This window comes from Providencia sp. PROV188 (assembly GCF_027595165.1).
Lineage (GTDB): Bacteria > Pseudomonadota > Gammaproteobacteria > Enterobacterales > Enterobacteriaceae > Providencia > Providencia lanzhouensis.
Window position 1 is genome coordinate 2,700,062 of sequence record NZ_CP097291.1, and the last position, 13,675, is coordinate 2,713,736.

Annotated in this window: 9 protein-coding genes; 2 read left to right on the forward strand and 7 right to left on the reverse strand. The window is 42.3% G+C overall.

What is annotated here, in order from left to right:
- Window positions 1–120 precede the first annotated feature (120 nt).
- Window positions 121–486 (reverse strand): YacL family protein, encoded by a 366-nt coding sequence (locus M5X66_RS12460; RefSeq protein WP_036951163.1) that lies wholly within the window; start codon window positions 484–486, stop codon window positions 121–123.
- Between the two features lie 175 nt (window positions 487–661).
- On the opposite strand from M5X66_RS12460, the gene M5X66_RS12465 reads away from it, so the two are divergent.
- Entirely contained in the window at window positions 662–1,039 is a 378-nt protein-coding gene (locus M5X66_RS12465) for a VOC family protein (RefSeq protein WP_036951165.1), read from the forward strand.
- Between the two features lie 110 nt (window positions 1,040–1,149).
- Here the strand turns inward: M5X66_RS12465 and acnB are convergent, their stop codons facing one another.
- The 6 genes from acnB to nadC all read right to left on the reverse strand — a co-directional run bounded on the left by acnB (window position 1,150) and on the right by nadC (window position 13,003).
- Window positions 1,150–3,747, reverse strand: coding sequence for a bifunctional aconitate hydratase 2/2-methylisocitrate dehydratase (gene acnB, locus M5X66_RS12470; RefSeq protein ID WP_036951167.1), 2,598 nt, complete (start codon window positions 3,745–3,747; stop codon window positions 1,150–1,152).
- A 585-nt stretch (window positions 3,748–4,332) separates the two neighbouring features.
- Window positions 4,333–5,760, reverse strand: a complete 1,428-nt coding sequence (lpdA, locus tag M5X66_RS12475; RefSeq protein WP_036951171.1) for a dihydrolipoyl dehydrogenase — start codon at window positions 5,758–5,760, stop codon at window positions 4,333–4,335.
- Between the two features lie 205 nt (window positions 5,761–5,965).
- The gene (aceF, locus tag M5X66_RS12480; RefSeq protein WP_270103604.1) at window positions 5,966–7,849 is read right to left on the reverse strand and encodes a pyruvate dehydrogenase complex dihydrolipoyllysine-residue acetyltransferase; all 1,884 of its coding nucleotides are present in this window, start codon (window positions 7,847–7,849) and stop codon (window positions 5,966–5,968) included.
- A 13-nt stretch (window positions 7,850–7,862) separates the two neighbouring features.
- Window positions 7,863–10,529 (reverse strand): pyruvate dehydrogenase (acetyl-transferring), homodimeric type, encoded by a 2,667-nt coding sequence (aceE, locus tag M5X66_RS12485; protein ID WP_270103605.1) that lies wholly within the window; start codon window positions 10,527–10,529, stop codon window positions 7,863–7,865.
- Window positions 10,530–10,718: 189 nt separating this feature from the next.
- On the reverse strand, window positions 10,719–11,501 hold the full coding sequence (pdhR, locus tag M5X66_RS12490; protein WP_036951176.1) for a pyruvate dehydrogenase complex transcriptional repressor PdhR: 783 nt from the start codon (window positions 11,499–11,501) through the stop codon (window positions 10,719–10,721).
- A gap of 599 nt (window positions 11,502–12,100) precedes the next feature.
- Window positions 12,101–13,003, reverse strand: coding sequence for a carboxylating nicotinate-nucleotide diphosphorylase (gene nadC / locus M5X66_RS12495; RefSeq protein WP_036951178.1), 903 nt, complete (start codon window positions 13,001–13,003; stop codon window positions 12,101–12,103).
- A 101-nt stretch (window positions 13,004–13,104) separates the two neighbouring features.
- Between nadC and ampD the strand changes: the two genes are divergently transcribed.
- Entirely contained in the window at window positions 13,105–13,641 is a 537-nt protein-coding gene (gene ampD, locus M5X66_RS12500) for a 1,6-anhydro-N-acetylmuramyl-L-alanine amidase AmpD (protein WP_036951244.1), read from the forward strand.
- Window positions 13,642–13,675 lie beyond the last annotated feature (34 nt).

Genomic DNA, 13,675 nt, shown 5'->3' on the forward strand with positions numbered 1-13,675 from the left:
GAAAACTCGCTCAATTCAATTAATAACCTTGGAAACTATTAGTAAATAATTGAATAACACGCTTAAAATAATAGCTATAAATTATCAAAATATAAAATTAATCGATAAATAAAATGCTATTTATCGATTTTCGATAACAAACTCACGGTAGTCATCCAACATGTCGAAAAAGTCATTTACACCGCAAAAGGCAATACTTTCATTATCATAGTAACTCATGCCTTCTTCTAACCCATCCGTCTCAAAAGCTAATTGGTTCGCACGGATCATCACTTCCTCATCATCAAGAATAAGTGTGTATTCGTGACCAATAAACTCCCATTGCTTTTCACTGCCTTTAATCAGTTCATAATTTTCTGCGATGGTATCCAGTAAACTGAGATCATTTTTAATTTCCTCATTTAACCAGTAACCGATAGCTTCATGATCCATTGAAAATTTAGCGGTAATACTTCCTGTAATATCCTTTAAGAATTGGTAGTCCATATGCAATACCTCACACTTTGCGTCTTTGAATTAAGTATAACGCGAGTCAAGCGGGTTTGCTTAGCGCTATTACGGGCTGTCAGAAAAAATTAATGGTCGTGACTATTACGCTGCATAAATATATTTATTCGATTAAGATTGATACACACTCCCCAACTCGGTAATAGGAACGTTAATGATTAATCGATTAGACCATTTAGTCTTAACCACCACAGATCTTGATGCCTGCCTTGATTTTTACCAACGTATTTTAAAGATGTCTGTGATCACCTTCGGTGAACAACGTTTTGCCCTGCAATTTGGTCAGCAAAAGATAAACATTCACCAATATGGGAAAGAGTTTGAACCTAAGGCACATTTGCCTGTTCCAGGATCGTTAGATCTCTGCTTTATCAGTGATATGCCACTAATAGCAGTTCAAAAGCACATTGAGCAGCAAGGTGTGAAAATTATAGAGGGGCCAGTACAACGAACTGGTGCTATCGGTAAGATTATCTCTTTGTATATCAGAGATCCTGATTTGAATTTGATTGAAATTTCACAATATCTTTAACGCTCACCTAGCTATATTCGTATTCTTTGCTAAAAGCAAGATAGAAAAAACCCCAAAAATTGAATTCTCAATTCTTGGGGTTAAGTCAGTATGATTCTATCTACTGCTGATTAAACAGCAGTTTGGAAAATCACACCATCGGCTTTTTCAGTGTACTGATCCAGTCGGTCAAAGTTTAGATAGCGGTATGTATCTTCCGCAGTCTCGTCGACTTTATTCATAAACTGTTGGTACTCAGCTGGCGTTGGTAAGCGACCTAACAGAGAAGCAACTGCGGCTAACTCTGCGGATGCCAGATACACATTCGCCCCTGTACCTAAACGGTTAGGGAAGTTACGAGTCGATGTAGAAACGACTGTCGCACCATCAGCCACGCGTGCTTGGTTACCCATACACAGTGAACAACCTGGGACTTCGATACGCGCTCCGCTCTTACCAAATACGCTGTAATAACCTTCTTCAGTTAATTGCGCTGCATCCATCTTGGTTGGTGGCGCAACCCACAGGCGAGTTGGTAATTGACCTTTATGGGAATCCAGCAGCTTACCTGCCGCACGGAAATGACCAATGTTAGTCATGCAAGAACCAATGAATACTTCATCGATTTTTTCATTCTGAACATCAGACAGTAAGCGCGCATCATCTGGGTCATTTGGTGCACACAGAATTGGTTCCTTGATCTCATTAAGATCAATTTCAATCACTGCGGCATATTCTGCATCGGCATCGCCTTCAAGTAACTCAGGGTTCGCTAACCAGTTTTCCATACCTTTGATACGACGCTCAATGGTACGACGGTCGCCGTAACCTTCTGCGATCATCCATTTCAATAGGACGATGTTAGATTGCAGGTATTCGATGATTGGCGCTTTGTCCAGTTTGATAGTACAGCCCGCTGCAGAACGCTCGGCTGATGCATCCGCTAATTCAAATGCTTGCTCAACTTTCAGCTCAGGAAGGCCTTCAATTTCCAGAATACGACCAGAGAAAATGTTTTTCTTACCTTTTTTCTCAACAGTCAGTAAGCCATCTTTAATCGCATACAGTGGAATAGCATGAACAAGGTCACGTAATGTGATACCCGGCTGCATTTGTCCTTTGAAGCGAACTAATACAGATTCTGGCATATCTAGAGGCATAACACCGGTTGCTGCGGCAAAAGCCACTAAACCAGAACCTGCTGGGAATGAGATACCAATTGGGAAACGGGTATGTGAGTCACCACCAGTACCAACAGTATCTGGCAATAGCATACGGTTTAACCAAGAGTGAATGATACCGTCGCCCGGACGTAGAGAAACCCCACCACGATTCATAATAAAATCAGGCAGCGTATGGTGCGTGGTAACATCGACAGGTTTTGGATAAGCTGCCGTGTGACAGAATGACTGCATGACTAAATCTGCAGAGAATCCTAAACACGCTAAGTCTTTCAGCTCATCACGCGTCATTGGACCCGTAGTATCTTGAGAACCGACAGACGTCATTTTAGGTTCACAGTATTCGCCTGGGCGAATACCTTGGCGACCGCATGCACGACCGACCATTTTTTGTGCTAGTGAGTAACCACGATTGCTTTGTGCAACAGGTTTTGCAAGACGGAACATATCCGTTGCACCTAAACCTAATGCTTCGCGTGCTTTTGTGGTTAAGCCACGACCGATAATCAGAGGAATACGACCACCAGCACGAACTTCGTCGATTAACACATCCGTTTTTAATTCGAATGTTTCTAACAATTCGTTAGTTTCGTGATTACGAACTTCACCTTTATATGGATAGATATCAATCACATCGCCCATATTCAGCTTTGATACATCCACTTCAATTGGCAGTGCACCCGCATCTTCCATTGTGTTAAAGAAGATAGGGGCAATTTTACCGCCCAGCACCACGCCGCCGCCACGTTTGTTAGGCACGAATGGAATATCATCGCCCATAAACCATAAAACAGAGTTTGTTGCTGATTTACGAGAAGAACCCGTACCGACAACGTCACCCACATAAGCCAGCGGGAAACCTTTTTTATTCAGTTCTTCGATCTGTTTAATTGGACCTACGCTACCTGCTTCATCAGGAACGATACCATCACGCGCGTTTTTCAGCATTGCTAAAGCATGCAGAGGGATATCTGGGCGCGACCATGCATCTGGTGCAGGAGATAAATCATCGGTGTTTGTTTCGCCAGTCACTTTAAATACAGTCACTGTCATTTTTTCAGCTAATTCAGGACGTTCGTTGAACCAATCGGCATTCGCCCATGATTCAATCACTTGCTTAGCATGTGCATTTCCCGCTTTCGCTTTTTCTTCGACATCGTAGAAGTTATCGAACATGAGTAAAGTATGGGAAAGTGCTTTCGCTGCGATGGCTGCCAATTTGGCATCATCAAGAGCTTCGATTAGTGCGTGAATATTGTATCCGCCCTGCATGGTACCAAGCAGTTCAATAGCTTTTTCAGGGGAGATCAGAGGGGAGGATGTTTCGCCTTTTGCGATCGCGGCTAAAAATCCAGCTTTAACGTACGCTGCTTCATCGACGCCCGGTGGAACACGGTTGGTCAGCAGGTCTAACAAGAAATCTTCTTCACCTTTGGGTGGGTTTTTCAGTAACTCGACTAGTGCAGCTACTTGTGACGCATCTAATGGCTTAGGGACAATCCCTTGAGCGGCACGCTCGGCTACGTGCTTACGGTATTCTTCTAGCACGACGTTCTCCTCGCTTCTTTGTTATTTATATACCCGGCTGTCTGCACCATCCTGAAAAAAATTATCATCCGGTGCCAGGTCAGAGGAATTTGCTCACATAATCTCAATGGCGATAAAATTATGTCCAGCTTCGGGCAATCAGCATAGCAGAATTTAAACGTAATGTTAATTCATTCACAAGAAAGTAACATTCTTCTGCTAACTTAACCCATTAACAAACTTTATAGGGCAATTTTTAAGCTTGAAACATCATAATCCATTATAAACATCCATTAAGACCCTACTTTTTATAATCCATTTCATGGCTGAAAGCACTCTAATTAGTGCCTTTTTTCATCCCTTATCACAAATTATATTTAATAACTCATTTTTACTTATCTGACTAATTGATAAGGCAAATCATTGCGATTGGTTTAAAATTTTTTAACGGATTTTATGGGGTTTATTGGCGTTGGAGCAATGCAGGTTTAGGATAAGATAATTAAGGAAAATATAAATTGATATCGTTTTCTTCATTGAAATAAAAAAGACCAAAACATTTCTGCTTTGGTCTTCAATTCGCTTATTTTTTGCTAAAAAAGAAAATTATTTTTTCTTTTTCGCTTTAGCGTTTGGTAAGTCAGTAATGCTACCTTCGTAGATCTCTGCCGCCATACCAATTGATTCATACAGTGTCGGGTGAGCATGGATGGTTAATGCTAAATCTTCAGCATCACAGCCCATTTCGATTGCCAGACCGATTTCGCCCAGTAATTCACCACCGTTAACACCAACAACCGCACCACCGATAATACGGTTAGATTGCTTGTCAAAAATCAGCTTAGTCATACCTTCAGAGCAGTCAGATGCGATTGCACGACCTGATGCAGCCCATGGGAATGTTGCTGTTTCGTAGCTGATGTTTTTCTCTTTCGCTTCTTTCTCAGTTAAACCAACCCAAGCAACTTCTGGCTCAGTATAAGCGATTGATGGAATCACTTTAGGATCGAAGTAGTGTTTCAGACCAGAGATAACTTCTGCTGCAACGTGACCTTCGTGAACACCTTTGTGAGCCAGCATTGGTTGACCAACGATGTCACCGATAGCAAAGATGTGCGGTACGTTTGTACGCATTTGTTTATCAACATGGATGAAACCACGATCATCAACTTCAACGCCAGCTTTACCTGCGTCTAAGTTCTTACCGTTAGGTACGCGACCGATAGCAACTAACACAGCGTCATAACGTTGTGGTTCAGCCGGTGCTTTTTTACCTTCCATTGAAACGTAGATACCATCCTCTTTCGCTTCAACAGCAGTCACTTTAGTTTCTAACAGTAAGTTGAATTTCTTGCTAATTTGCTTAGTGAATACTTTAACCACGTCTTTATCCGCAGCTGGGATAACTTGGTCAAACATTTCAACCACATCAATTTGTGAACCCAGTGCATGGTATACAGTACCCATCTCAAGACCGATGATACCACCACCCATTACCAGTAGACGCTCTGGAACTTCTTGCAGTTCTAATGCATCTGTTGAATCCCAAATACGTGGATCTTCATGAGGAATAAATGGTAACTGAATTGGACGTGAACCCGCAGCAATGATCGCATTATCAAAGTTGATAGTGGTGCTGCCGTTTTCGCCTTCAACAACCAGTGTATTCGCACCAGTAAATTTACCCAGACCGTTAACTACGTTAACTTTACGGCCTTTCGCCATACCCGCTAAGCCGCCAGTCAATTGAGTAATCACTTTTTCTTTCCACAGACGAACTTTGGAAATGTCAGTTTTTGGCTCGCCAAATACGATACCATGTTCAGCTAATGCTTTAGCTTCTTCGATAACTTTAGCAACGTGCAGTAATGCTTTAGAAGGGATACAACCAACGTTTAAACAAACTCCACCAAGAGTTGAGTAACGTTCTACCAAAACAGTTTCTAAACCTAAGTCAGCGCAACGGAATGCCGCAGAATAACCTGCTGGGCCTGCACCAAGCACAACGACTTGGGCTTTAATTTCAGTACTCATCATGACCTCTTTTTGTTTTGTCCAGCGGGGCCGCCGAATAAACGAATTTTCCACTGGTAAAGTACACACCGCAAGCAGTTTACAGAATTGTTAACATCCTGAAAAGGCTGAATACGTGACGTAACTCCCAACCTTTCGTTGCAACAGCGAAAAACTCTGCCCCAGCCTAAATAAAACAGACCGGTCAATTGACCGGTCTTATTAGTTACATTACCAGACGGCGAATATCGCTCATCAGTTGTCCAACTAAAGTGATGAAGCGCGCACCATCAGCACCATCAATCACACGGTGGTCAAATGACAGAGACATAGGCAGCATTAGGCGTGGAACAAACTCGCTACCATTCCAAACTGGTTTGATAGAAGAGCGAGATAGACCCATAATTGCCACTTCTGGTGCATTCACAATCGGTGCAAAACCGGTAGTTCCGATACCACCTAAGCTAGAAATAGTGAAGCAACCACCTTGCATGTCAGCGGCGGTCAGTTTGCCTGCACGTGCTTTCTTAGACACTTCACCCAGCTCACGAGATAACTCCATAATGCCTTTTTTGTTCACATCTTTGAAAACAGGAACAACTAAGCCATTTGGTGTATCTACAGCGATACCGATGTTGATATATTTTTTCAGGAACAGACGCTGTGCATCTTCTGAAATAGAGCTGTTGAAGCGTGGCATTTCTTCCAAAGCACGAGCAACTGCTTTCATCACGAAGACCAGTGGCGTGATTTTCACATCCAGTTTTTTCTTCTCAGCTTCTTTGTTCTGCTGTTTACGGAACTCTTCAACTTCAGTGGTATCCACTTCTTCCATCAGAGTTACGTGCGGGATCATGACCCAGTTACGGCTCAGGTTAGCGCCAGAAATTTTCTGGATGCGACCCAGCTCAACTTCTTCAACTTCACCAAATTTGCTGTAATCAATTTTCGGCCATGGAAGCATACCCGGTAAACCACCGCCAGCTGCTGCTGGTGCTTCTGCACGTTTAATTGCATCTTTAACGTAAGCTTGAACGTCTTCACGTAAGATACGACCTTTACGGCCTGTACCTTTCACTTTCGCTAAGTTCACGCCAAATTCGCGAGCTAAACGACGAATTACTGGTGTTGCGTGAATATACGCATCGTTCTCAACAAATTCATTTTTGCTATCAGCTGCTTTAGCTGGCGCAGAGGCTACTGGCGCGGCTGCTGGAGCTGCAACTGGTGCAGAAGCAGGAGCTGCTGTAGGTGCAGGAGCTGCTGTAGGTGCAGGAGCTGCACCCGCAACTTCAAAAGTCATAATCAGGGAGCCAGTTTTGACTTTATCGCCAGTCGCAATCTTAATCTCTTTAACTGTACCTGCGAATGGTGCCGGTACTTCCATTGATGCTTTGTCGCCTTCAACGGTGATTAAAGATTGTTCAGCAGTTACGGTGTCGCCAACTTTTACCATTACTTCGGTAACTTCAACTTCATCACCACCGATATCTGGTACGTTAACGTCTTTGATTGCCGCTGCTGCTGGTGCCTCAGCGGATGCTGCTGGAGCAGAAACCGCTGCCGCAGGCGCTGCACCTGCAACTTCGAATACCATGATCAGCGAGCCAGTTTTCACCTTATCGCCAGTCGCAATCTTAATCTCTTTAACTGTACCTGCGAATGGTGCCGGTACTTCCATTGACGCTTTATCGCCTTCAACGGTAATCAGAGATTGTTCAGCCGTGATTGCATCACCTACTTTAACCATGATCTCAGTGACTTCAACTTCATCACCACCGATGTCTGGTACAGCAACTTCTTTCAGTGCTGCAGTAGCAGGAGCAGCTGGTGCCGCCACTGGAGCCGCAGGCGCTGCTGCTGGTGCAGATGCACCTTCTGCTGAATCAAAAATCATGATTAATTTACCAGTAGTAACTTTGTCACCCACTGCAATTTTAATCTCTTTAACCACACCCGCTTGTGGAGATGGGACTTCCATAGAAGCTTTATCACCTTCAACAGTGATGAGCGATTGCTCTGCTTCTACTTTATCACCAACTTTTACCATTACTTCGGTGACTTCAACTTCATCAGCACCGATATCTGGCACTTGGATTTCAATAGACATTGATTATTACCTCTTATGCCAAACGTGGGTTAACTTTATCTGGGTTGATGTTGTATTTTTTAATCGCTTCTTCAACGACTTTAACATCAATCTCACCACGTTTAGCCAATTCACCTAACGCTGCAACGATGACATACGTTGTATCCACTTCGAAGTGGTGACGTAGGTTCTCACGGCTATCAGAACGACCGAAACCGTCAGTACCTAATACACGGTACTCACTGGCTGGAACATAAGTACGGATTTGCTCAGCAAACAGTTTCATGTAGTCAGTCGATGCAACAGCTGGTGCATCATTCATAACTTGCGCTACATAAGGTACACGTGGCGTTGCTGATGGGTGCAGCATGTTCCAACGCTCACAGTCTTGACCATCACGCGCCAATTCAGTGAATGAGGTTACGCTGTATACGTCAGAACCAATTCCGTATTCCGCAGCCAAGATATCGGCAGCTTCACGAACGTGGCGCATCATAGAACCAGAACCTAATAACTGCACTTTACCTTTGCTGCCTTCAACTGAAGCCAGTTTATAGATACCTTTACGGATACCTTCTTCAACGCCTTCCGGCATTGCGTGCATGTGATAGTTTTCGTTCAGAGTCGTGATGTAATAGTACACGTTCTCTTGTTTCTCACCATACATACGCTCTAAACCGTCTTGCATGATAACCGCAACTTCGTAAGCGTAAGCTGGGTCATAAGAAATACAGTTAGGGATAGTCAGTGATTGAATATGGCTATGACCATCTTCGTGCTGTAAGCCTTCACCGTTTAGTGTTGTACGACCAGAAGTACCACCAATCAGGAAGCCACGAGCTTGTTGGTCACCTGCTGCCCACATTAAGTCACCAATACGTTGGAAACCAAACATAGAGTAGTAGATATAGAATGGGATCATAGGCAGGTTGTTAGTGCTGTATGATGTTGCAGCCGCTAACCATGAAGAACCTGCGCCCAGTTCGTTGATACCTTCTTGCAGGATCTGACCTTTAGAGTCTTCTTTATAGTAAGCAACTTGCTCACAATCTTGCGGTGTATATTGCTGACCTTTCGGGCTATAGATACCAATTTGACGGAATAGACCTTCCATACCGAAAGTACGTGCTTCGTCAGCAATAATTGGTACTAAACGCTCTTTGATTGAGTTGTTTTTCAACATGACATTCAGTGCGCGAACGAATGCAATTGTTGTTGAAATCTCTTTAGATTGTTCTTCCAGTAATTGACTAAAATCTGACAGAGCTGGAATTTCCAGTTTTTCATCAAATTTAGCGCGACGAGCTGGTAAGTAACCACCCAGAGCTTGGCGACGTTCGTGCAGATATTTGTATTCTTCAGAATCTTTATCGAAAGTGATTAATGGCAGTTTTTCGATTTGATCATCAGCAACTGGCACATTGAACTGATCACGGAAGTGGCGAACGCCGTCCATGTTCATTTTCTTAACTTGGTGAGCAATGTTTTTACCTTCTGCTGTTTCACCCATACCATAGCCTTTGATGGTTTGAGCTAAAATAACAGTTGGTTTGCCCTTGGTTTCTTGTGCTTTTTTAAATGCTGCATATACTTTCTTCGGATCGTGACCACCACGGTTCAGCGCCCAAATTTCGTCATCAGTCATATCTTTCACTAATGCAGCCGTTTCTGGATAACGGTTGAAGAAGTGTTCACGTACGTATGCACCATCGCGTGATTTAAATGTTTGATAGTCACCGTCAAGGGTTTCGTTCATCAATTGAACCAGTTTGCCGGTTGTATCTTTACGCAGCAGTTCATCCCAACGGTCGCCCCACATAACTTTGATAACTTGCCAGCCAGCACCACTGAAGATGCCTTCTAATTCGTTAACGATTTTACCGTTACCTGTTACTGGGCCATCAAGACGTTGCAGGTTACAGTTAATAACGAAGACTAAGTTATCTAACTTATCGCGAGTTGCGATAGTAATTGCACCTTTAGATTCTGGCTCATCCATCTCACCATCACCTAAGAACGCATAAACACGCTGTGCTGAAGTATCTTTCAGACCGCGGTTATCCAAATATTTTAAGAATTTAGCTTGGTAGATAGCATTGATTGGCCCCAGACCCATCGATACGGTTGGGAACTGCCAGAAGTCAGGCATTAATTTAGGGTGCGGATAAGAAGACAGACCATTCCCACCAATTTCTTGACGGAAGTTATTCATCTGTTCTTCAGTTAAGCGGCCTTCTAAGAATGCACGCGCATAGATACCAGGGGAGATATGACCTTGGAAGAAGACTAAATCACCACCGTCATTATTGTTATGAGCACGGAAGAAGTGGTTGAAGCAAACTTCATATAAAGTTGCGGAAGACTGGAATGATGCCATATGACCACCCAGTTCTAAATCCTTTTTAGATGCACGCAGAACGGTCATTACAGCGTTCCAGCGAATTGCAGAACGGATACGGCGTTCTAAATCCATGTTACCAGGGTATGCAGGTTCATCTTCAACAGCAATTGTGTTGATATAATCAGAACTACCAGATGCACCAGCGGCAATGTTAACACCGCCTTTACGTGCTTCGCTTAATACCTGTTCGATAATAAACTGTGCACGATCAACACCTTCTTCACGGATGACCGATTCAATCGCCTGTAGCCAGTCGCGAGTTTCAATCGGATCCACGTCATTTTTTAACATATCTGACATGGTGTATTCCTTATCTGTTATCTATTTTATATGGTTATGTGGAGCCTATCTTCCTGCCATTTTCTTCATGTTAATGAAAACAGCAGGAAGATAGGCCCTAATGTAGTTGCCGCTTTATCTCTAATTAAGAGTACTCACAGTAATGTAGACGCAGCAGTCAGGATCTACACTACCAATTTTAAATCTGGTCTAGCTTTGAAGCTGATCTAGATCTGGATGTTGCTGTAAGCGACGTAATGAACGCTCTCGGCGAGTTTGCTCACGGCCAATGTCCAGCAGCAAATCTTCAATAAAAGCAAGATGTCGATGAGACGCTTCTCTCGCTTTTTCCGGTTCCCTTGCGACAATAGCAGAAAAAATCTGTTCTCTATGCTCGCTTACTGCGTTGTACATCTCTTTTCGGGTATATAGGAACTCAAAATTCTGGCGGATATTTTGCTCTAACATAGGGATCATGCAGCGTAGCAAATGTAACAGCACTACATTATGAGCAGCTTCCGTTACAATCAGTTGATACTGTAATACCGCATCTGATTCCGCGTTAAGATCACCACTTTTCTGAGCTGATTTAATCAATTCATAGCTTTGGCGAATACGCTCTAAATCTTCTTCCGTACCACGTAATGCCGCATAGTAAGCAGCAATGCCTTCTAATGCATGGCGCGTTTCAAGAAGATCTAATTGAGATTCTGGGTTACCAGCAAGTAATTCGGTCAATGGGTCACTAAAACTTTGCCACATCTGTTTTTGTACAAATGTGCCACCACCTTGACGACGAGATAGAAGACCTTTGGCCTCTAAGGTTTGAATAGCTTCACGCACTGATGGTCTTGAGACATCAAATTGCTTAGCAAGTTCACGTTCAGGAGGCAGCTTTTCGCCGGGGCGTAAAGTCCCCTCGAATATGAGATGCTCAAGCCGCTGCTCGATTACATCTGATAACTTTGGTTGGCGAATTTTACCGTAAGTCATAATCTGCCATTTTTATAGTGAGTAATTATTGATTATCTAGTACCCAGTGTTAATTGGTCATACCAATTATTTTATGGCTTAATAAAGTAACAAAGTATTCACTATCTGTCCATAAAGACCTTGAGCTAAATCATAAAATCCTGCAAGTTTTAACGGTTTATTTTAAAAAAAGCATTAATTAATAACCAAGCCTTGATTAAACAACACACAAATTTAACAAAAAATATGACTTTTTATGCCAATGAAACCAAAACTGAACCGTTACAGCTTACCAATTTTAGAATAAAAAATCACAATAATTGAATAACCACCCAAAAAGTAAACATTGCGTACATTTTTACAAAAAAATGCCCTGAACATGGTTAATAATTTGTTAAATTCATAATTAACAAAAATACACTTACGCAATCAATCAAATGAAAACTTCATACCAATGGTAAAAAAGTATTCCGTAAATATTCAGTGCAATTCAATAATCATGAAAGAGTGTTCAAAATATAATCGCTATCTATATAGTCATTCATTTTTAGGGGGGAGATGTATAATCTATCCCCCTTATCTTTGTAGCCTCTCGGTCTAGCAGCCTAAATTAGCTCAGACTAGCTTTCAGGTTCAATGAATCGCATTGAGAGATCTAATGCCTGAATGTGTTTCGTCAATGCGCCTACTGAGATGAAATCAATACCTGTCAATGCAAACTCTCTAATCGTTTTATCTGTCACATTTCCTGATACTTCTAAAGCAGCCTTGCCATCCGTGAGAACAACGGCATCTTTCATCATGTCAGTCGTAAAGTTATCAAGCATAATAATATCCGCTTGAGCTTTGAGAGCTTGTAGCAGCTCTTCTAGATTTTCGACCTCTACTTCGATAGGAACATCTGGGTGTGCTTGGCGAGCAAGCGATACTGCTTGGGAAACAGAACCTGCCGAAATAATATGATTTTCTTTGATTAGATAAGCATCAGACAAACCTAATCGGTGATTATATCCGCCCCCCATGAGCACTGCATACTTTAATGCGCTCCGCAAACCAGGGATAGTTTTGCGAGTATCTAATAACTTAGTTCGAGTACCTTCAAGAAAAGCCACATACTTTGCAGTCACAGTGGAAACCGAAGATAGAGTTTGTACAAAATTCAACGCTGTTCTTTCACCAGTGAGTAGAATTTGAGAAGGTCCTCGCATCTCGCATAATACTTGGTTTGGTGAAACCTTATCGCCATCTTGAACCTTCCAATTCACCTTAACTTTATTACCGAGTTGGTAAAAAACTTCTTCTAGCCATTTTTGCCCGCAAAAAACCCCCTCTTCACGAGTAATAATTCGAGCTGTAGCTTGGGAATCTTCATTTAATAGCTGCCCTGTAACATCCCTTTTATAATCAACGATCTGACCGAGATCTTCTTTTAAAGCAACACTGACCATAAAAGGAATATCGGTAATCAATCTTGCCATTAACAGTTTGCGTCTTTCTTGTTCATCATAGCGTCGTGTAGTCATTATTTACTCCAAAATATGCACCCGTATGGATCTCAACTATGCTAATCTTTCTTAATTACGGGTACTTACAAAAAAGAAAAGAGCATACTATGGATACTGATATGAAAATACATGATGGTTGGCTAAATAATGTGACTCATATCCCTTCCCCACATCATGATGACCGCCCAGAGGACGAAGAACCTTCACTTCTCGTCATTCATAATATCAGCCTTCCACCAGGGCAGTTTGGTGGTCCATATATTAACCAACTATTTACCGGTACTTTAAATCCCGAAGAACACCCTTTTTTTGAAGAAATTAAACATCTACGTGTTTCAGCCCATTGCCTCATCCGTCGTGATGGAGAGATTATTCAATATGTTCCTTTCAACAAGCGCGCATGGCATGCAGGGCAATCTAATTATCAAGGGAGAGAAAAATGTAACGACTTTTCTATTGGTATTGAACTTGAAGGTACGGATTATCAAGCTTTCACCGAAGCTCAATATATAACGTTGGCCAAGCTCACTAAGTTACTGATAACTGAATTCCCTCAGATCAAACAGAATATTACAGGTCATAGCGATATTGCTCCCCATCGAAAAACTGACCCAGGTCCTTACTTTGATTGGCAGCACTATAAAAACGCACTCTAAGCTTTGCCAATTGATAATTTTATGAATTATCCAT